At 66.4% G+C, this 20,856-nt stretch carries 16 protein-coding genes and 1 pseudogene; 4 read left to right on the top strand and 13 right to left on the bottom strand.

The features are described 5' to 3' along the window. Window position 1: 1 nt before the first annotated feature. A complete protein-coding gene (gene iorA / locus VGK27_10825) occupies window positions 2-1,810 on the bottom strand; it encodes an indolepyruvate ferredoxin oxidoreductase subunit alpha (protein ID HEY3490596.1) in 1,809 nt (602 codons plus the stop codon). A 180-nt stretch (window positions 1,811-1,990) separates the two neighbouring features. On the opposite strand from iorA, the gene VGK27_10820 reads away from it, so the two are divergent. After that, window positions 1,991-3,019, top strand: coding sequence for an ATP-dependent 6-phosphofructokinase (locus VGK27_10820; protein ID HEY3490595.1), 1,029 nt, complete (start codon window positions 1,991-1,993; stop codon window positions 3,017-3,019). Window positions 3,020-3,160: 141 nt separating this feature from the next. On the opposite strand, the gene VGK27_10815 is transcribed toward VGK27_10820, so the two are convergent. From VGK27_10815 to VGK27_10760, 12 genes and pseudogenes are all read right to left on the bottom strand, one after another. Next, window positions 3,161-5,497 carry an OmcA/MtrC family decaheme c-type cytochrome gene (locus VGK27_10815; protein ID HEY3490594.1) on the bottom strand — a complete coding sequence of 779 codons (2,337 nt, stop codon included), beginning with the start codon at window positions 5,495-5,497 and terminating at the stop codon, window positions 3,161-3,163. Window positions 5,498-5,541: 44 nt separating this feature from the next. Further along, window positions 5,542-6,327 carry a hypothetical protein gene (locus VGK27_10810; GenBank protein HEY3490593.1) on the bottom strand — a complete coding sequence of 262 codons (786 nt, stop codon included), beginning with the start codon at window positions 6,325-6,327 and terminating at the stop codon, window positions 5,542-5,544. Window positions 6,328-6,340: 13 nt separating this feature from the next. Continuing rightward, window positions 6,341-7,588: a hypothetical protein gene (locus VGK27_10805; GenBank protein ID HEY3490592.1), complete on the bottom strand. Its 1,248-nt coding sequence runs from the start codon at window positions 7,586-7,588 to the stop codon at window positions 6,341-6,343. Beyond that, window positions 7,588-9,192 (bottom strand): methyl-accepting chemotaxis protein, encoded by a 1,605-nt coding sequence (locus VGK27_10800; protein ID HEY3490591.1) that lies wholly within the window; start codon window positions 9,190-9,192, stop codon window positions 7,588-7,590. Before VGK27_10800 ends, VGK27_10805 begins: the two co-directional genes overlap by 1 nt. Window positions 9,193-9,213: 21 nt before the next feature. Further along, on the bottom strand, window positions 9,214-9,543 hold the full coding sequence (locus tag VGK27_10795) for a hypothetical protein (GenBank protein HEY3490590.1): 330 nt from the start codon (window positions 9,541-9,543) through the stop codon (window positions 9,214-9,216). Next, complete coding sequence (gene extKL / locus VGK27_10790) at window positions 9,543-10,910, bottom strand: multiheme c-type cytochrome ExtKL (protein ID HEY3490589.1); 1,368 nt, start codon at window positions 10,908-10,910, stop codon at window positions 9,543-9,545. The genes VGK27_10795 and extKL (VGK27_10790) overlap by 1 nt, the downstream gene beginning before the upstream one ends. 4 nt (window positions 10,911-10,914) lie before the next feature. Continuing rightward, window positions 10,915-12,249, bottom strand: a complete 1,335-nt coding sequence (gene extKL / locus VGK27_10785) for a multiheme c-type cytochrome ExtKL (protein ID HEY3490588.1) — start codon at window positions 12,247-12,249, stop codon at window positions 10,915-10,917. Between the two features lie 41 nt (window positions 12,250-12,290). Beyond that, complete coding sequence (locus tag VGK27_10780) at window positions 12,291-12,629, bottom strand: hypothetical protein (protein HEY3490587.1); 339 nt, start codon at window positions 12,627-12,629, stop codon at window positions 12,291-12,293. A 123-nt stretch (window positions 12,630-12,752) separates the two neighbouring features. Next, window positions 12,753-13,139, bottom strand: a complete 387-nt coding sequence (locus VGK27_10775; protein ID HEY3490586.1) for a YraN family protein — start codon at window positions 13,137-13,139, stop codon at window positions 12,753-12,755. Then, entirely contained in the window at window positions 13,136-13,729 is a 594-nt protein-coding gene (locus VGK27_10770) for a ribonuclease HII (GenBank protein ID HEY3490585.1), read from the bottom strand. The genes VGK27_10775 and VGK27_10770 overlap by 4 nt, the downstream gene beginning before the upstream one ends. A 106-nt stretch (window positions 13,730-13,835) precedes the next feature. Beyond that, a pseudogene (gene rplS, locus VGK27_10765) lies at window positions 13,836-14,168 on the bottom strand (50S ribosomal protein L19). Window positions 14,169-14,221: 53 nt separating this feature from the next. Continuing rightward, window positions 14,222-15,724 (bottom strand): sigma 54-interacting transcriptional regulator, encoded by a 1,503-nt coding sequence (locus VGK27_10760; protein ID HEY3490584.1) that lies wholly within the window; start codon window positions 15,722-15,724, stop codon window positions 14,222-14,224. Window positions 15,725-15,914: 190 nt separating this feature from the next. Here VGK27_10760 and VGK27_10755 point away from each other — a divergent pair, with 190 nt between their 5' ends. Genes VGK27_10755 through VGK27_10745 form a run of 3 tightly spaced genes read left to right on the top strand, consistent with a single transcriptional unit; the run spans window position 15,915 to window position 20,854 of the window. Beyond that, on the top strand, window positions 15,915-16,952 hold the full coding sequence (locus tag VGK27_10755) for an amidohydrolase family protein (GenBank protein ID HEY3490583.1): 1,038 nt from the start codon (window positions 15,915-15,917) through the stop codon (window positions 16,950-16,952). 12 nt (window positions 16,953-16,964) lie between these two features. Further along, window positions 16,965-18,248 carry an MFS transporter gene (locus tag VGK27_10750; GenBank protein HEY3490582.1) on the top strand — a complete coding sequence of 428 codons (1,284 nt, stop codon included), beginning with the start codon at window positions 16,965-16,967 and terminating at the stop codon, window positions 18,246-18,248. Then, window positions 18,245-20,854: an AMP-binding protein gene (locus VGK27_10745; GenBank protein HEY3490581.1), complete on the top strand. Its 2,610-nt coding sequence runs from the start codon at window positions 18,245-18,247 to the stop codon at window positions 20,852-20,854. The genes VGK27_10750 and VGK27_10745 overlap by 4 nt, the downstream gene beginning before the upstream one ends. Window positions 20,855-20,856 lie beyond the last annotated feature (2 nt).

The following is a 20,856-nucleotide window of genomic DNA, read 5'->3' as shown; positions in this document are numbered from 1 at the left end:
CTCACGACTTTTTCCCCACGATCGCCTTGAATTTGCACAACGGCGGACACTGGTTGCATCCGTCGCACATCAGCGGATTGATCCGCGTCATCCCCTGCTGCGTCGGCTTCTTGCCGGCCAGCGCCGCGTCCTCCGGGGTGAACGGCACCCACTCGATGGCGGGGCACCCGAGCTTCGAGCACGCCTTGCAGCCCACGCACAGGTCGGGAAGCACCTCGTAGACGTGCTTGACGCGGCGGCGGTGGTCGGGAAGCAGGACGCACGGCGCCTGGGTGATGACGACCGACGGCGCCTCGCGCGCAATCTCGCGCCGCAGCACTTCCTCGGTGGCCGCCATGTCGTGGGGGTTGACGGGGTAAACGTGCTCGACGCCGATCGCCCTGCACAGCGCGACGAAGTCGATCTCGTGCGTCTTCTCGCCCTGGAGCGTCTTGCCCGTCGACGGGTTCTCTTGCGCCCCGGTCATCGCTGTGATGTGGTTGTCGAGGATGATGACCGTGGAATTGCCCCGGTTGTAGACGATGTCGATGAGGCCCGTGATGCCCGAGTGCAGGAAGGTGGAGTCGCCGATGACCGCGACGACCTTCCCGTGCGCCTCCTTGCCCAGTGCCTTCTCGATGCCGTGCGCGGCGCCGATCGAGGCGCCCATGCAGACGCACAGGTCCATGCCGTTCAAGGGTGGCAGCGCGGCCAGCGTGTAGCAGCCGATATCGCCGGACACGACGGCCTTGAGCTTGTTGAGGACGAAGAAGAGCCCCCGGTGCGGGCAGCCCGGACAAAGGTTCGGCGGGCGGCCGGGCACGGTCTCGGGCGCGCGGAGGGCGGTCTTCACGCCGGTGATCCCCTCGCGGACGATCTTCGGGTCGAGCTCGCCGCAGATGGGGATGAGATCTTTCCCCTGCGCCTCGAGGCCCAGCGCCTTGACGTGCTGCTCGATGTGCGGGTCGAGCTCCTCGACGACGACCAGGCGGTCGACGGTCGACGCGAAGTCGCGGATCAGCTTCTCGGGCAAGGGCCACGCCATCCCCAGCTTGAGTACCGACGCCTCGGGGAACGCGTCCTTGACGTACTGGTAGGCGACGCCGCCGGTCACGATGCCGAGCTCACGGCTGCCGGGCTCGACCCGGTTGATCCCCGACGTTTCGGCGTATTCGACCAGCGCCTGCGTCCGCTCCTCGACGAGGACGTGGCGGCGCTTGGCGTTCATCGGCAGCATCACCCACTTGGCCGGGTCCCGGACGATGCCCGGCACGACCGGCGGTACCACCGGCAGGCCGAGCTTCACCGCCCCCTTGGCGTGGGCGATGCGCGTCGTGGAGCGCAGGAAGAACGGCGTGTCGAAACGCTCGGACAGTTCGAAAGCCAGCCGCGTGAACGCGAGCGCCTCGGCCGAATCGGACGGCTCGAGCATGGGGATCTTGGCGGCGACCGCGTAATGGCGGCTGTCCTGCTCGTTTTGCGAGGAATGCATCTCGGGGTCGTCGGCCGCGACGATGACCAGCCCGCCCCGGACGCCGGTGTAGGAGACCGTGAAGATCGGGTCGGCAGCGACGTTGACGCCGACGTGCTTCATCGTGGAAAGCGCCCGGACGCCCGCCATCGAGGCGCCGATCGCCACCTCGACCGCCACCTTTTCGTTGGGGGCCCACTCGGCGTAGACGCCTTCGTAATTCGCGAAATTCTCGAGGATTTCGGTGCTGGGCGTTCCGGGGTAGGCCGAGGCGACCTTGACGCCCGCCTCGAAAGCGCCGCGCGCGACGGCCTCGTTTCCCGAAAGCAGCACGAGATTTTCCCTGGACGGGACGGACACTCCCATTCCCCTTTCATGCCACAGATATTGTAAAAGCCTTAAACTATCATAACTTCCGAGCGCCTTCCAGCATCCGGAGCGCCATTATGGACCGGGCCTGTGCGATAATTCCTCTGAATTTTCGACACGGTAGTGCCGACCAGTTATTATGCGATTTTTACGTCTCGAAGGGAGCAATGCATGAAGATCGGCGTTTTGACAGGGGGCGGCGACTGCCCCGGGCTGAATGCGGTCATCCGGGCGGTGGTCCGCAAGGCGCACCGGTCCGGATCGCAAGTGATCGGGGTCCGGAACGGGTGGCAAGGTCTTCTCGACAATTCCTATATCGAGCTCGACAGCAAGACGGCATCGGGCATCCTGCATCTGGGCGGCACGATCATCGGAACTTCGCGGGCCAACCCCTTCAAGGATCCGGACGGCGCAGATACCGTCCTGCGTAATTTCCGGCTGATGGGGCTCGAGGGGCTCGTGGTCATCGGCGGCGAAGGGACGATGGGGTGCACCGCGCGGTTCGCCGAGCTGGGGCTGCCGGTCGTCGGCGTCCCCAAGACGATCGACAACGACTTGTTCGGCACTGACTTCACCTTCGGGTTCGATACCGCGGTCAGCATCGCCACCGAGGCGATCGACCGGATCCACACAACTGCCGAGGCGCACAACCGCGTCATGGTGGTCGAAGTGATGGGGCGGCATGTCGGCTGGATCGCGATGTACTCGGGAATCGCGGGCGGGGCCGACCTCACGCTCATCCCGGAAAAGCCCGTCGACATCGAGGTGGTCTGCGACACCATCCGTCGGCGCCACGCACGCGGCAAGAGCTTCAGCGTCGTCGTCGTGGCCGAGGGGATCGATTTCACCGAGGGGTCGGGACTGGAGGCCTCCAAGAAGGAAGTGGACGAGTTCGGCCACATCCGGCTGGGGGGCGTCTCGCAGATACTGGCACGGGAGATCGAACGGCGCACGAAGTTCGAGACGCGTTGCGTCGTCCTGGGCCACACCCAACGCGGCGGCACCCCCACCGCGCACGACCGGGTGCTGGCCACGCGTTACGGCGTCTTCGCGACCGAGATGCTTCTCCGGGGGGAATTCGGCAAGATGGCCGCGCTTCGAGGGAACGAGATCATCGCGATACCGCTTTCGGAGGTCGCCGGCAAGCTCAAGACGGTCGACCCGGCGCTATACGCGCTGGCCGAGACCTTTTTCGGCTGAGGACGACAGCGGCGGAATTCCGCCGTAGCGGAACGATCAAAGGGCCGACATCCGATCCGGATGCCGGCCCTTCCTGTTTCCGAAGAGGGCGGCCCGGGATCGGGCCGCCCTCGCGTTTTCGATGCGGAATGCGTGGGCGTCCTACTTGACCGCCTCGTGCGCGAAGTCGGGCCCCAGCAGCAGCCCGGTGCTGTGGCAGTTGGCGCACAGTTCGGTCGGGTTGGAGGCGCTCCCCGTGGTCTGCAGCAGGATGTGGGGCAGCGGGAACGTCGGGCTGTCGTGGCACGGGACGCAGGACGCCCGGATGGGGCCGATCTTGGTGTCGTCGGCGCTGTCGTTCTGGATCGCCCCCCGGGAGACGGTCACGGGGAGCATGCCCGCCTTCAGCGGAACGCCGAACGTGAGGGGCAGCGAATCGACATGGCAGAGGAGGCAATTGCGCGTGTCGCCCGGGAATCGGACGCTGCTCCGCCCCGGCCCGACCATGTACGGTTGCGTGGCGAGCGTCCCCCGGTGGATCCGCATGATCATGTACCGCAAGACGGCGGGATATTCCGGATACGTGGGCACGTCCACGTTGTCGGACAGGTTGGGGTTGTGGCAGACGACGCATTCCTCGACGTTGTAGCGGCTGCCGCTATGCCCGCGCAGGATCCCGTGGCAGTTGCGGCACTTGTTCGTATCGACCACCTGGCGCCGCATCCGGGCCGAGTCGGTGACGTGCGTCCCGGTGGCAAGATCGAAATACCATTGCGCCGCCGGGCCCGAGAAGCGGGTGTTGGCATTGCTGAGCGTCTTGCGGGGCGTCGTGATCGTGCCGGGCAATCCCACGCGCCCTTCGAGGGTGACGATGCCGACGCCGGCAGAGGCAGCCGCGGGCAGAACGCTCCCGATGCTGGAGAAGCGGGCGGTGTACGTCCCGTTGCCGTTGTCGACGAGATTGTCGACCGCCGTCGTGGACCCGGTGATCGCCAGCGACATCGCCTCGCCGGGCTTCGTCGGCGTCACCCCCCCGTTGAACATCAAGTCGTTCGAGAAGTCGATGGCGCCTGCCGGGATGTAGCCGAGCTTGAGCGTCAGGTTCGTGACGTTGGCGACGGTCGAGGGCGCGATGGCGGCGCCGTTGTCGTAGGCGACCTTGAAGGTGACCCTCGGCGACCGGTTGACGGCGTCGACGTTGTCGACGGCCAGAATCTGGAAGTGGACGGTGAAGTTGAAGCTCGACTCCTCGACGAGCGTGTGGACGCCCTGGATGTCGCCGAGCTTGTACTCGGTGCCCGCGAGCGCCGTCTGGACGTGGCATGTGCTGCACACGGCCGTGTTGTCGGCCTGCGCTCCCGTGACGTCGAGGTTGCGCTGCGCGTAATTGTAGTGCTTGACAATGTTGGGGTTGGTATCGGGCACCGTGACGTTGTCCTGGCCGGCGGCGCCGCCCTTCACCACGACCGACGCGTTCGCGCTGTCGAAGATCATCGTGTCATGGCAGGACATGCACTTGGCGGGCGTCGGATTGGCCTTGTAGCGGCTGGCATCACGGCCGAACGGCCGCCCCGCAGCGTCGGTTCCCGCCTTGTGGCACTTGATGCACTTGATCGGGGTGTTGGTGACCAGAGGGTCGCCCGAATTGAGCGGGAACTTGACGTCGGCAAAGCTGTCGCCGCCAATCACGAACTTGCCCCCTGCCTTGTTGCTCGGCAGGTTGACGCCATAGTGGATCTTGTGGACGAGGTCGCGCAGGTTGATCGAGTTGCCGGTCGCGGCCGCGCCCTTGATGTCGCGGACGCCGGCATAGTGGCACATGACGCACAGGGCGACGTCCCGCCGGGTGCCTCCGTGCGGAGCCAGCTTCCCGTGGCATCCGTTGCAGTTGGAGACGGCGACGATCTCGCGCGATGTGGTTACGGCGCCGCCGTCTGGGCGGAAGTGCAGGTACGGGTTGACCGCCTGCTGGAACGTCTTGCCCGTCGACGTGAGGACATTGCGGGCAGCGGTGAAGGCCACGGTGTGCGTGAGCGCCTCGTTGCCCGCGAGCACGATGCCGCCGAGCGTCTGGGACGCGTTGTCGATCGCGTTGGCGAACTTGTAGGTATAGACGCCGCCGCCGAGCGCGGCGAACTGCGACGCGGACGGAATCGCCACGTCGTAGCTCGGGAGCCCGCTGGCATTCTTGATGTAGTTCTCGTAGTAGCCGTCGGCCTTGATCCTGGCGATCTGGAAACGGAGCGATCCCCCGCTGCTTGCCAGGAGCACGGCCGGGTCGAGCGCGGCGCCGTTCTCGTCGTAGAGAGAGAAGGTCACCACCGGCTTCCCGTCGGCCGGGATGGAAACGGACGTGATCGCGGCATTGAGATTCCCGGTGGCCGCGGGCGCCGCTACGGGCGCGGTCGCGCCGATCGTCCGGTCCGATCCCCAACAGCCCGCAAGGAGAAGCGATGCGGCGAGCGATGCGACAAGGAAGAGCGCAGAGTGCCGTTTCATTCGGATGAATCTCCTTTCGGGCTGCGAAACTCGAAACGAATGGGCTACCACGGGATGACGTCGTGGCACTTGAGACAGGAGCGCTGCCCCGATGCCCGCTGGAGCTTGCCCTTGATCGAGCCCCAGTTGCCGGGGTGGATCTTGACCCGGAGGCCCGACCGGGCGCTGTGGCATTTCATGCAGACGTCGCCGTCGGGGTGGCAGGCCTGGCATGCCGCCAGGTTCCGGCGGGCCTCCTGGCGATGCGACGAAGTCCAGCGGTGGGTGGACAGGAGCGAATTGGGATGGCACGACCGGCATGAGCTGTCCGGGAAGGTCGCGTGCTTCGGGCCCACGGCGGAGGTCTGCAGGTCTGAGAATCCTTTCCGGTGGGACTGGAACGCAAGGTCGGCGGGCTGGTATTGCCGATGGCAGTCGGTGCAATAGGAAACCGGATGGCATCTTGTGCAGGAGGCCGGCTTTTCGGCCGCCTGGATGGGGTGCGTCTCCCGGAAGTCGGAGCGGTGGGAGCGGGGCATGTAATCGCGGCCGTCCCGGGTCGTGGGCGTTTGCAGCGTCGCGTTGACCCCGCCGCCGAAGTGGCAATCGGAGCAGAACGCCTGGGCGTGGCAGTGCGCGCAGTTGGTCCCGGAATCGGGCTTGACCGCGACCCGCCGATGGTCGGCGTTCCAGCCCGCCTGATGGTTGGGGACCACGCCGGAGTCGCGGTGGCACTCGTTGCATTCGTTGAGCTTCATGTCCTTGTAGTCGGCGTGGTTCACGAGCGCGTACAGCGGCTTCGCGCCGATCGCGGCCAGGACGACGAGGAGCATGGGGATGATTTTCTTCACGTGCCCTCTCCTCCTAGAAGTTGGCGTTCAGCGTCAGCCGCGCCCGAAGATCCTTGCTCGCGTCGGTCGAGATCGTGTCCTCGACCCGTGCCGAGAGGGACAGGTTCTTCCGCAGCTTCGACTCGACCCCGCCCCAGAACCGGGTGGCGTGGCGAGAGCCGGTCATCATGTCGGTCTGGAAGGCGTCCTGCTGGATGCCGCCGACGAGCAGCAGGGTCGGGGACCAGGCGTATTCGCCGGACAGCTCGAATCCCAGCAGGTCTCCGCCCGCGCCGGTCCGCCAGATCATCCCGCCGAAGACGGAGCCCAGCGAACCGTCGAACGGCTTGTAGCGAACGCCCAATTCGGCGCCGTTGCCGGTCCCGCCGTCGCCGTATTTCTCGCGGCGGAACTCGGCCGTGAAGGAAAGGTTCGAGTTCCAGTCGTACTGGCTCGTCAGCGAGGCGTAGTCGTACTTCTCGACGGCCATCGTCGCGTAGATCGAGGTGGTGTCGAATTCGGGGACGGTGCGCAGGAACTCGGCGCCGACCGTCAGGTTGGGCAGCGGCGTGGTCCGGATGCCCGCATCGACTTCGGTGAAGGTCTCGGTGACGAGGTCGGCGCGAAGCTGGGTAAAGACCTCGGCGTTCTTGCCGAGCTGCTTGGCGCCCTCGAACCCGACCGCGTCGCGGGCCAGGTCGCTTTCGTCGGTGGCCCTGTACCAGGAAATCGCAGCCGACCCGTCGGGAATAGAGTCGAAGCTGAGCTGTAGCGCGCCCGCGTAGTCGCCCCGGCGCGTCTCCTCGCCGGTCAGGTCGAACACGACGTGGCGCCCCCCGACCGCGGTCAGCGTCATCAGGCGGTACGGGTGGACGTCGACACGCCCCCCGTCGACGATCGCGGAGCCTGCGGCGTTCCAGAAAAACTGGCGCCCGACCCGCACGTCGGTGGCCGGAAGCATCTCCCGCTTGTCGAGATAGAGGTAGTAGAGCCGCCCCTCGAACGCTTCGCCGTTCCGGATGTCGCCCGACAGTCTCCCGTATCCGCTCACGGTGAGCGTTCCGTCGTTGTCGAGCCCCCGCACGAGCGCGCGCAGGTATTGCTGGGCCAGAACCCGGTCCTTGCCGGACTCGTCCGAGAACGCCATGATCTGCGTGGAGGATCGCCCGCTCAGGACGGGGCCCTCGGCGGCCGCGGGCGCGGCGACGAGCAGGACGAGCAACAGCGACGCCAGGCCCTTGCCCAGTTTCATCCGGATCGACTCCCTTGAGATCCCGGCCATCAGGCCTCCGCCTGCGCAGTTTGATCGGCCCGTTTCCGGAAGGCGGCGGCTTCCTGGCACAGCCCCCCGATCAACTGTGACAGCTCGCCTGTCGCATCCGACAACCCGTTCATCCCCCGGACCGAGGATTGCGCGATCTCGGCCACGTGGCGCATCGACAGCACCACCTGCTCGTTCGCGCTGGTCTGCTGGTTCGTGGCCATCGAGATCTGGGCGCTGGCCTCGGATGTGGTCTCGATCCGGTGGATGATCTCCTCGAAGGCGGAGGAGATCTCCTGCACCAGCTGCTGCCAGGATTCCATCTCGACGGTTCCCTCGCCCGTGACCCGCGAGGAATCGCGGGCCGCCGACTGGATTTCGGACACGATCGAGCGGATCGTCTCGGTCGATTCCCGCGTCTTCTCGGCCAGCCGCCGGACCTCGGAAGCGACGACTGCGAAGCGGCGCCCGTTCTCGCCCGCCGCCGCCGACTCGATCGCGGCGTTCAGCGCCAGCAGGTGGATCTCGCCCGCGATCTCCCGGATGATCGTCACAACTTTCCCGATCTCGACGGACTTCTCGTTGAGCAACGACGTCTTCTCGGAGATATTCAGGATCTTGTTACGGAGGCTGTCGGTGGCCGATACGCCCGCCTTCCCGAGCTGCGTCCCTTTGCGGGCGACGTCGACCGAGTCGGCCGCGGTCTTCTGGACGTCGCCGGCGTTCCGGGCGATCTGGTGCGAGGTCCGCGACAGCTCTTCCATCGTGGCCGTGATCTCGGAAACCGAGGAGGCCTGGGTCGTCGTGTTCTGCGCCTGGTCCCGAATGACCCCGGCGACTTTCTCGCCGAACGACCCGAGGCGGTCGCTGCTCTGGCCGATCCGGTCGAGGATCCCGCGCAGGCCGCCGGTCATGGCGTTGAACGCATGGGCCAGCTCCCGGATCTCCTCGATCTTCCCGTCGTCCTCGGGTACCTGGACGTCGAGATCCCCGGCGGCGATCTGACGGGCCGACGCAGACAGGCGCGACAAGCCGGCGCTGATCCGCTGCGACATTTTGTAGGCGACCAGCAGCGCCACCAGGAGCATCACCAGTCCGGCCAGCGCGATCTTGCGGGCAAGGTTCGCGAGGCTTGCCGTCTCCCGCGTGTAGTTGATGCCGAGCTGAAGCGTGCCGAGTTTCTTCCCTTCTTCTTCGACGGGAACGGTGAACTCGAGGACGACGCCTTTCTTCCAGGGAACCGTCCGCTCGATGATCTTCATGGTCCCCGTCCCCTTGCCCGGGGGCGGGGTCCACTTCTTCCCGTCGAGCTCCTGTTCGCTGTGGGCGATCACGGTGTCTTTGGCGTCGATGACGGCCGCGTAGGACACCGAAGGGTCGCGCCAGGCGAGATCCTGGAGGTACTTCGAGAAGTAGGCCTTGTCTCCTTCGGCGAACCGGTCCGCCGCATCGCCTTCGAACGCGGTGAGCAGCCCCCGTCCCCGCTCCCGGATCGACTCGACCAGCGTCTTGCGGGCAAGGTCGTAGGCCGCCCAGGACAGGAAGACGGTAACGCCCAGGATCAGGAGGGCGAACGCCGCCATCTGTCGTGCCGCCAGCCGGTTCCAGTATTTGCTGCTTGCCATGGTTTATCCCCGCATCGGCCGCTATTCGCCGCTGACTTTCCGGAAATAACTGCAGTAGTTCTTGCCGTCCCTGAACTCGTACTTCGCCCGGATTTCCGCACCCGCGGCGAGCTTGCCATACCGGAACTTGTCGATGACCAGTTCGTTCGTGACGTGCAGCTTGATCTCCTTGTCTTTCCGGAGATCCTTGACGGTGGCCTCGACCGATTTCCCGTCGGACGCGATATCGAAACGGACGACGACCCCGACGATCTTCTGATCCTCGAGGGCGGAAACCGTCCGGACGCCGCCCAGGAGAAGCGCAACGGACAGGAGGGCACACGCCAGCGGGGATTGGAAGGAGCGTTTCATCAGTCCGGATCCCGCCCTTCCACCATCACCTTGCGGATGACGTCGCGCCACACGACCGGATCGTCGACCGCTTTCGTGGAGCCGAAGGGAAGATAGACGAGCTTCGCCTCGACCTCGATCTCGCGCCGCCCATCCCCGGGAACGAGAATCTCGTAGCTCTCGGCCACCTGCCGGAGCGGGGGCAACGCCGTATCGATGATCATGGCCGCCTTCTGGAAGGGGCCCCTTCCCATCTTGTCGCCCCGCGCATAGTTCTGGGGGATCGGCATGTAGCTCTTTTCGCTGAAGAAGAATTCCTTGCCGTCGGGCGTCTTCGCCGTGACGTCGAGGATCAGCCGCGTCGTGGTCGGACAGCCATCGGGAATGGGGTGCCCGGCCCTGTTGGTCATCCGCACCGAGACCCGGATCTTCGGGGTAAGCTTTCCGCCGGTCCCGGCCTCGGCCTTCTGGTCCTCGACCATGAGCATCGGCGTGGCGTCGACGGCGAAATCAAGCGCAGCCTTGATCATGACGGGATTCCGGTAGCTCGAGATGTCGTGCCCGAGTTCGGAGCGCCGCATGTGGCAATCCTGGCAGCTCTCGTCGCCCCCCCGGGCCTTGTAGTCGAAGAGGTAGGAGCCGTAGACCGTGGGGCACTGGGTCGGGTTGTCGCGCTCGAGTTGCGGCCCGAGCCCGTGGCACTGCCCGCACTGGAGCGAATCGTCCTGGATCGGGCTCTGCTTGATGTAGGGAAATTTCCCCGCGGGGTGCGGCTTGTCGGCCGCCGCCCCGTAGATGGCCCGGGCAGGCGCATACCCGTCGGTCCACTTGTGGACGATGGCGTTCCGGTTATGGCAGATGAGGCAGTTGACGGACAACTGGGAAAGTTTGCCCTCGATGGCCTTCGCCTTCCGCTCGTCCTTGCGCTTGTTGGCGTCCCGCCAGGCGATGATATCGCCGACGAGCTCCCGCGCGACGCTGTCCTCGGCATCGGCGAGCTGGGGAAGGTGGCATTTCGCGCAGCCCATGAGGTGCTCGACCTTGACATCAGCGGGGCTCTCGAGCTTGGTGTAGGGCCACTCCTCCCGCGCGATGTCGAAGATCGTCATGATCGCCAGCGCCTTGCGCCCGACCCGCCTTTTCCCGAGGATCGGCTCGGAGTGGGCCGACCGGTCCCACGCGTGGTAGACCTTCGCGTGGCAGTCCTCGCAATGGCGCGAGTCGTACATCGCCGAAAGCTCGGCGATGGTCTTCGCCTTCCCCTTCCGGGCAACGAGCGTGTTGTCCCACCCGATCCCGGCCGGCTCCGGCCTGCCCGGCGCAGGCAGGAGGAGCAGAACGAGGCCGGCGAGAAGCGCCAGCTTTGCGATGCGTCCCGACAAAGACATGGGGCTACCGCTCCTCGATGGTCACGTCCCGGTTCGTCTCGTAGAGCAGGATGCCGCCGGTATCGGGCGAGTCATCGGCGCTCAACTGCCGAAGCGTCACATGCACCTCGAGCTCGGACAGGAGCTTGGCGCCCTTCCCCCTGCCGCCGGTATCCGCGTCGAGCGTGAAGTCGAATTTCTCGCGGATCTGGTCGTTTGGAGGCAGGGCGGTGTCCTCGAGGATGCCGGTCTTCTCGAAGGCCGCGCGTCCCATCTTGCCGCCCCGGCCGAAGCGCTGCGGGACCTGCATGTAGATCTTGCGCTGGGAGAAGAGCTGGTCGCCGTCGCTGTTCTTCGCCGTCACGGTCAGCACGAGCCGGTGGTTGGAGGAGATGCTGTCGGGGAGGGAATGCCCCGTCCGGTTGGTCATGCTCACGTCGACGACGACCCGCGGGACGTCCTGACGGCCGTCGCGCCAGAAGAAGCCGTGCGTCTGCGTCGTCACGTCGAGCGTCTGCTTGATCATTTCGGGATCGGACAGCGGCTTGGTCTCGTGCCCGATCTTGTTCTTCCGCATGTGGCAGTCTTGGCAGGTTTCCTTGCCCCCGTGCGACCGGTAAGCGTAGATATAGCTGCCGTAGAGCGTCGTGCACTGGTTGGGGTTGGCCAGGTCGAGGTTGGGGCCGAGCCCGTGGCACTGGCCGCACAGGATCGACTCTCCCATGATCGGGCTCTTCTTCAATACCGTGAATTCCTTGCCGGGGTGCACCCCGTCCTTGGTGCCGTAGATCTCGTTCGCCTTGGCGTACCCGTCGGCCCACTTGTGGATAAGCGCGTTCCGGTTGTGGCAGATCGTGCAGCCGACGTTCAGCGACTTGAGCGTGTCGGACGCCTTGTCGGCCGCCGCCTGGTCCTTCCGGTCGAGCGCGCCTTGCCGTTCGGAAAGCGCGGACACGATCTCCTGCGCCACGGAGTCCTCGGCTTCGGCCAATTGGGGGAGGTGGCACTTGGCGCATTCCATCAGGTGCTCGATCCGGACGTCGCCCGTTCCCTTGACGCCGGAATAGCGCCACTTCATCAGGCCGTCCTGGATGTAGGCCCAGAAGCCGTCAGCCGTGCGCCCCGAACCGAAGATGGCGGAGAAGTGCGACGACTTCCGCCACTGGTCGTAGATTTCCTTGTGGCACTCGGCGCAGGGGGCCGAGTCGTACATCGCGGCCAGCTCGGCGATCGTCCGTGCCTTGCCCTTCTTCGCCGCGATGCCCTCGTTCCACCCGATGCCCGCCTTTTCGGCATGCGCGGGCGACCAGCCGATGAGCCCGAAGGCAATCAGGGAGATAAGGACGATCCTTCGCGTCATGGCGCCATGCTCCTCGTCGTGTTCTTTTCGAATCCTGTCGGCTAGCATCCGTCGATCCCCTCCGCGGCCGTCGCCTGCTCCACCTCGACGGCGGTCCCGGCGGGAAGGCCGGTCGCCTTCCCCCTGATGATCGCGAACGTCGCTTCTTCCGGGCTCGAGGTCATCACCCGTCCGCGAACCACGACGACCCCGCCGGAGCGGATCTCGACGTCGCGCATTCCTGCGGGGAACGCAGACCCTTCTCCGTTTTCGAATCGGACAACCAGCTTTTCGGGCTCGGAGGAAATGACCTTGGCGGGAATCCCCCCGGCCAGAGCCGAACCGGGCGTCCAGGTGAATGCAAGCAACAGACTAGCAAACAAAACCGCAGCTCTTCCCATCGGCGTGCCCTCCCGATCGATTGCGCGACGTCCCGACAGGGGTATACATCGGACACGATCGTAATAAACTTTAGTGGGATTACAATAATGAGAACGCGGGATAATTATGCCAAACAATGAGGTTTATAGCACTTTGCCCCGGGCATCGAATGCTCCTTGGAAATGCCGGAGGGCGGGCGTTTCGCCGCCCTCGACCGCGACGACATCGAAGCGCGCCTCGGTCCAGCCCGAGGGTCCGATCTCGGCCAGGTAGCGACGCGCCGCCCGGGCGACGCGCAGCCGCTTGAGGACGCCGACCGAGTCCTCGGGCGTCCCGAACGCATCGCTTTCGCGGTAACGCACCTCGACGAAGACGAGCGTCCCGCCGTCGCGCGCGACCAGGTCGATCTCGCCCCCGCCCGTCCGGACATTCCGCCCGACGATCGTCATGCCGAGCGATTCGAGGTAACCTGCCGCCGCCCCTTCGGCTTCCCGTCCCGCGGCGTGGCGCGGATCGGGCGGCGCGCTCATGCGACCACCCCCCGGAAGGTGCGTCGGTGGATCGGGCAAGGTCCCAGGAGGCCGATCGCGGCGTAGTGATCCCGGGTCGGATAGCCCTTGTGGGCGGCGAAGCCGTATCCGGGGTAGAGCCGGTCGAACGCGCACATCGATGCGTCGCGCGTCACCTTGGCAAGGATGGAAGCCGCCGCCACCGACCGGCACCGCGCATCCCCCTTGACGAGCGGCTGTTGCGGAAGATCGAACGGGACGGGAAAGGTGCCGTCGACATAAAGGAAGTCGGGCACGACGGAAAGCCGCTCGACCGCCCGCCGCATCGCGAGCAGCGACGCCTGCAGGATGTTGATCGTGTCGATCTCTTGGGGGGAGGCTTCGGCGATCGCATAAGCGACCGCGTCGGCAACAATTATGGAAAAGGCCCTTTCCCGCGCTTTGGGGGAAAGGGCCTTGGAATCGCGAATCGCGGGGTGGTCGTACCCCTCGGGGAGAATCACGGCGGCGGCGACGACCGGTCCCGCCAGCGGCCCGCGACCGGCTTCGTCGACTCCGGCCGGCGCGAAAAAACCGTTCGCGCGCGCCCGGGCTTCGAAACCCTCGGGCAAGGAGCTTATGCTATTCGGCGCTTTCGGGAGCGGCCGGCTCGATCGTCTCCGTGGCGGTGCCCTGCGACGGGACGGCGACGTGCTTCTTGGAGAGCCAGTCCTTCTTTTCCTTGATGCGCGCCTTCTTGCCGGACACCTCGCGGAGGAAGAACAGCTTGGCGCGGCGGACGTCGCCCCGTTTCTTGATCTCGATCTTCTCGATCAGCGGGGAATGCATCGGGTAGGTGCGCTCGACGCCGACGCCATAGGACTCTTTCCGCACCTTGAAGGTGGAGGAGATGCCGCCGCGGTGGAAGCCGATGACGATACCCTCGAAGTACTGGATGCGTTCCTTGTCGCCTTCCTTGATGCGCGAGTAGACGCGAACCGTGTCGCCGGCGTTGAACGCCGGGAAATCGGTGCGCAGATTGGCCTGTTCGAGTTCCTGCAGGAGATTCATTGTCTTCACCTTCCTAGATTCGGTCACCATTCAAAATGAGACCTGTCAATTTATTACAGGCGGCTGGGAGTGTCAAGAGACAGAATGTATTTCCGGACGGTCCGGCGGTCGAGCCCCGTCTTGCGTGCGACTTCCTCGTAGCTCCCGAACCGGCGATGGAGCATCGCGCAGTAGCGCGCGAGAAGCGTCCCCGCATCGAGGGCCGCGTCCCGGACCCCGGCGAGGAGCGCATCGTCCTCCGTCCCGGCGGAGGGAACCGCCTCGCGCCCCTCGTACCGCCCCGTGAGGATCACCCGCTTCACCGCCTGCTCCAGCTCCCGGACGTTGCCCGGCCAAGGGTAATCGGGCGAAATCCCGTCCCGCAAGGCCGCCATGACCAGCCGCTCCTCCCGGCCCGACGCCGCCGGGTCCAGCCGGGACAGGATGCTCGACACCAGGCGCCCGAGCTCACCGGGATCCTCCCGAAGCCGCTGCCGGAGCGTCGGGAGCGTGATCTCGTCGGAGCAGAGCCGGTAATAGAGGTCTTCCCGGAAGCGCCCTTCCCGCATGAGGTCGCCCATCGGCCGGTTGGTCGCGGCGACGATGCGCCCCTCGAACCGGCACGTCTCGTGGCTGCCGACGGGGAAGTACGTCCGGTCCTGCAGGACGTGGAGCAGCTTGATCTGGACCGGCACGGCTGCATCGCCGATCTCGTCGAGGAAGATCACCCCGTTGGGCTGGCAACGTCCGAACAGCCCCTCGTGCGACTCGATGGCGCCGGTGAACGCCCCCTTGCGATGCCCGAACAGCTCGGACTCAAGGACGCTTTCCGCATACTGGGACAGGTTGATCGCCACGAAGTTGCGAGTGAAGCTTTCGGCGAAACGGCCCCGCGCGGCGTCGAACGGGATGAACCCAGAGCGACCGATCGCAGACGCCGCCGCCCCTTTCCCTGTCCCGGTCTCCCCGAGCAGGAGGACGGGAAACTCGGTCATCCGGTCGCGCAGCCCGGATTCAAACCAGCGGATATCGTGCGTGAACACGCAGTTCCAGAGCCGCTCGCGCAGCTTCCGCATCGCGGGCGATGAACCGACCAGTCCGTCCCGGACGAAGTGGAACGCCCGCCGCATCTGGTAGAAGAGCGCCAGGTGCCGCCCCGCCTCTTCCGGGTCGAACCCGAATCCCGACAACTCGCGCATCGCCTCGCCTGCGAACGGGGCGGCGACCGGCGCATCGCCCTTCCCGGACTGGGCGCGGATCAGGGCGTCGAATGCGTCGGCATGACGATGGAACAGGTGGAACAGGACCGCGGTCCGGATCGTCTCCCCGCGCGTTCTCCCATAGCCGCGAACGTCAGCGCACCCGGCCCGCTGCAGGCGGCCGATCCGCTCCCCGACCCGGGCAATCGCCGCGTCGAGCACCGCGCCGGGCGTCGCGCCGGGGTCCGCGCCGCCGATCCTGACGTCGAGGTCGTCGCGCGCCTGCCCGAAGGGGTTGGCGAAGGCCGCCTGCGCGACCATTTCCAGGAAGCGCCAGTCGTCCGGATCGAGCGGGTCTCGCAATGACATGCATTTCATGTACATCGCCTGGACATTCCATGTCAACCCGTTCTCCGGGTTGCAGGAGGCCCCGGCGGCTGCCAAAGACGATATTTCTTTGATAACAGATGGTTGCCATCCTCACGCACGATCCGGCACGTTCCGTGACTTATCCGGGACCAGAGCCCCGATCACGGGCTCCACCCTGGAAGCCGAGGAGACGAAACCGATGAAACGAGCGATCGCCGCGATCATGGCCGCCACCACGTTCGCGGCCCCCTGGACGACATGCACGGGCGCGGAGGCCGGGGCGTTCGGGGGGCTGGTCGACTTCCACTGCCACGTCGCCGGCATCGGCGCCGGCGGCAGCGGATGTTTCGTCTCCCCGCGGATGCGGCGCAGCTGGAAATACCGGATCTACCTGAAGGCGTTCGGGATCACGCAGGCGGATCTGCTCCGGGAGGGAGACGGCCTCGTGCTCCGGCGGCTCTCCGAAATGCTCGACGGCTCCCGCCGGGTTTCCGCTGCCGTGGTGCTTGCGCTGGACGGCGTCGTCGACGAACGCGGGGAGCTCGACCGCTCCCGGACCGAGATGTACGTCCCGAACGACTTCGTCCGGGACGGCGTTCGCCGCTACCAGAATCTCCTCTACGGGGCGAGCGTCAACCCGTACCGAAAAGACGCCATCGCGCGGCTGGAGGAGGCTTCCCGGGACGGCGCCGTCCTGGTCAAGTGGCTACCCTCGATCCAGGGGATCGATCCGGCCGACCCGCGCCTGATCCCTTTCTACCTCCGGATGAAGGCGCTCGGCCTGCCGCTCCTGACGCACACCGGCTCGGAAAGCTCGTTCACTTGTTCCGACGACCGGCTGTCCGACCCGGAGCGGCTCCGCCTCCCCCTCCGCCTGGGCGTAACCGTCATCGCCGCCCACGCCGGGGGCGGAGGCCGCAACGGCGGCGAGAAGAACGTCGACCGATTTCTCCGCCTCGCCCAAGAATACGCAAACCTGTACGCCGACATCTCGGCGCTGACCCAGGTCAACCGCGCTTCCGCGATCCCCCACCTCATGTCCCGGCCGGAGCTGCGCGGACGACTCGTCTACGGGTCGGACATGCCGCTCCCAAACACCGGGATCGTCACGGCCTGGGCCTTTCCGCTCCGGCTATCGCCCGCCCGGATTCGCGCGATCGGGCGCATCGAAAACCCATGGGACCGGGACGTCGCGCTCAAGGAGGCGCTCGGGATGTCTTTCCTTTCGGTCAATTAGGCAGGGGCGAACATGACTGCTTTCCGTTATCATTCCCCGATGGACGCAACGATCAATCAATCTTCCGCCAACCCGCGCGGCGCCTTCGCCGCGATGGGCGGCGCCTATTTTCTCGGCACCTATAACGACAACTTCTTCAAGCAGGCGGTCATGCTGATCGCCGTGGGGGCGGGGCGCACCGAGTTCCAGGGACGGGCTGCGCTCGCTTTCCTTCTGCCGTTCGTCCTGTTCGCCGCGCCGGCAGGCTGGGCGGCCGACCGCTTCGAAAAACGCAGCGTGGTCGTCATCGCGAAGGCGACCGAGCTGCTCGGCGCCGCGGTGGGCGCGGCCGGCCTGATCACGGGCAACCTTTGGCTGATGTCGGGCATGGTCGGGCTGATGGGGCTGCAATCGTGCTTTTTCAGCCCCGCGCTCAACGGGTCGATCCCCGAGCTGTTCGCCGGAGAGCGCGTCACGCGCGTCAATGCCGTCTTCCGGCTGCTCGTCACCATGGGCATCCTCGTAGGCACGGCGGCGGCGGGGATCGTGCTCGACCTTCCGGGCGCGCCGATCCTGGGTGCGGCCTTCGGGCGCGGGGCGCTCGCCGCCGCCATCATGGCCGTCGGCGCCATCGGTCTCGCCGTCAGCTTCGGCGTTCCCCGGCGCCCGGCTGCAGATCCGGCGCGTTCCTTCCCGTGGACGGGTCCGATCGATACGTTGCGCGAATTGCGGCGGGCGTCCGCCGACCGGCTGCTCGGCACGATCATCGGCGCCGACGTCTTCATCTGGTCGCTCGGCGCGCTCCAGCTTCTGCTGATCAACCCGATGGGGCTGCTCCAGTTCCACCTGTCGAAGCAGCACACGAGCTTCCTCGTCGCTTCCCAGATGATCGGCATCGGCCTCGGCGGGATGCTCGCGGCACGCCTCGCGAAAGGGGCACGCTGGCACCGGGTACTCGCCCCGGCTGGCCTCGCCATGGCGGTCTTCCTCGGGGGCATATTCTCGCTCCCCTCGCTGCCCGCCGGCTGGCAGCTCCCGCTGCTCTACCCGCTGCTCGCGCTCGTCGGCGCCGGCGGCGGCCTCGTCATGATCCCTTGCGAGAGCTTCCTCCAGGTGCGGCCCGCGCCCGAGCGCAAGGGCGCCGTCTGGGCCAGCGCCAACTTCGCGGTGTTCCTCGGCATGGCGATCGCCAGCGGCCTGTCCAACCTCCTCAACCGGGTGCTGCTCCCCACGCAGTCGTTCGGGCTCCTGGCGATTTCGGCGATCCTCTTCGCCCTCCTGATCGCCCCGGCGCTCCGGAAGGGGGAAGCCCGATGAATCGCCTGCTGCTTGGGCTCGTGCGCGCCATCCTCTCCCTGCGCTACCGGGTCCGGGTCGAGGGGCTGGACGCCTTGGAAGGAAAGCCGTTCCGCGGCTGCCTGATCCTGCCCAACCACCCGGCGCTGGTCGACCCGCTGATCGTGCTGTCCAACCTTTACCCAGCGCTGGAACCCGCGACGCTGGCCGACCGCGACCAGATGAAGGGGCGCCTGCTCGGGGCACTCGCGCGACGGCTGCGCATCCACACGATTCCCGACCCCGCGGTCTACGGCGAATCCTGCCGGGCCGATGTCGAAGCAGGGCTGCGCGCCTGCGCCGCCGACCTCAAGAGCGGCCGGAATGTCCTGATCTACCCCGCCGGACGCATCATGCGGAGCAAACGGGAAGAGCTTCGCGCCGCAAGCGCGGTCGACACCCTCCTGGCCGAAGTCCCCAACGCCCGGCTTCTCGTCGTCAAGACGACGGGCTTGTGGGGCAGCGGCTTCAGCTTCGCCGGCGGGAAATACCCCGACTTCGGCGCCGCCGTCTCGCGGGGGATCAAGGGCGTGCTCGCGGGCGGCCTCTTCTTCGCCCCCCGCCGCCCCGTCACGATCGCCGTGACCGAGCCCCCCCTCCTGCGCACCGAGGGGCGGCTCGCGCTCAACCAGGCGCTCGAAGCGATTTACAACCAGGACATTCCCCCCGCGACCTACGTCCCCTACTCGCCTTTCGAGAAAGGGGGCGTCCGGGAGATGCCCGACCTCGAAAAGTCACGGACGGCAGGCGACGCGAGCGGCGTGGCGACCGACATCCGGGAGAAGGTTCTGGAATCCCTTCGCGAAATGTGCGGCGTCGACGCTATCCGAGACGACCTGTCACTCTCCCGCGACCTCGCCATGGATAGTCTCAAGAAGCTCGAGCTGCTGCTCTTCATCGAGGGGGCGTTCGGGAAATCGGTACGCGACCCCGAATCGCTCCAGACCGTCGCCGATGCCCTGCTCGCCGCGGCGGGTCAGCTGGTCGAGGCGCCGCCGGAGCTTTCGCTCGTGCCCGGAAGCTGGTTCGCCAACGGCGACCGCGCCCCGGCCATCCCCGAGGGCGACACGATCCCCGAGGTGTTCCTGCGCATGGCCGCGCTTGGCCCGGACTGCCCTGTGCTCGCCGACCAGACCTCCGGCGTGAAGCGCTATCGCGACCTCGTCCTGGGCATTCTTGCCCTGAAGCCCGAGATCGAGAAGCTCGAGGGCGATTACCTGGGGCTCATGTTCCCGGCCAGCGCCGGCGTCGGCGTCCTCTATCTCGCGACGCTGTTTGCGGGCAAGACGCCGGTGATGCTCAACTGGACCGTGGGCGAGCGCAACCTGGCGCACGCGCTCGACCTGCTGAAGATCCGGCACATCCTGACCGCCGGTGCCCTCCTCCGGAAGCTCCGGGAGCAGGGGATCGCGCTCGACGGCCTGGCGGACCGGTTCCTGACGGTCGAGAGCCTCGCCCCGCGGATCGGCAAAGGCGCCAAGGTCAAGGCACTCCTTCGGAGCCGTCTCTCCTGGCGCTCCCTGCGGCACGCCAAGATCCCGGCGACGGCCGTCGTGCTTTTCACCAGCGGCAGCGAAAACCTGCCCAAGGCCGTCCCGTTGACGCACGGGAACCTACTCGCCAACCTGCGCGACGTCCTTTCCATCGTCGAAGTCACGCCGCAGGATCGGCTCCTTTCCATGCTGCCTCCCTTCCACAGCTTCGGGCTGACGGGCAACCTGCTGCTGCCGCTCCTCTCCGGCCTCCCCGCCGCCTTCCACCCGAACCCCACGGAAGGGCCGGCACTCTCGAAGCTGTGCGAGGCTTACCGGGCAAGCATCCTGATGGGAACCCCCACGTTTTTGAAGGGCATCGTCCAGGCTGCCGGCGACGCGCAGCTGGCGACGCTTCGCCTGGTCGTCACCGGCGCGGAAAAATGCCCTGAAGCGCTTTACGAGACGATTTCACGCCGCAAGCCAGATCTCGTCGTGCTCGAAGGGTACGGGATCACCGAGTGCAGCCCGATCGTCAGCGTGAACCGGGTCGAGGATCCGCGTCCCGGCACGGTCGGAAAGCTGCTCCCAGGCGTCGAGGGGGTGCTGAAAGATCCGGAGGGGAGCGGCCGGGCGCCCGAAGGAATGCCGGGGATGCTGCTCGTCCGCGGGAAGAGCATCTTCGGAGGATATCTGTTCCACGACGGCCCTTCCCCGTTCGAACGGTTTGAAGGCAAGGATTGGTACCGTACGGGCGACCTGGTCCGCAGGAACCCCGATGGCAGCCTCGTCTTCGCCGGGCGCCTGAAACGGTTCGTCAAGATCGGGGGCGAGATGGTGAGCCTGCCGGCCATCGAGGAAGTGCTGGTCGCCCGCTTCCAGGGCGCCGAGGCGTCGGAGCCGGAGATCGCGGTGGAATCGGACGGAAGCGAGGAACAGCCCGAGTTGATCCTGTACACGACCCGCAACGTCGATCGGGAAACCGCCAACGCCGCGATTCGCGAGGCGGGATTGAGCCCGATCCATCATGTGAGGAAAGCTGTGCGGCTCGAAAAAATCCCGCTGCTGGGCACGGGGAAGACCGACTACCGGGCCTTGAGGACGCAAAATTCCTGATG

This window comes from Candidatus Deferrimicrobiaceae bacterium (genome assembly GCA_036504035.1).
In the GTDB taxonomy this organism is placed as follows: domain Bacteria; phylum Desulfobacterota; class Deferrimicrobia; order Deferrimicrobiales; family Deferrimicrobiaceae; genus JANXPS01.
This window is presented reverse-complemented; position numbering and strand designations above follow the sequence as displayed.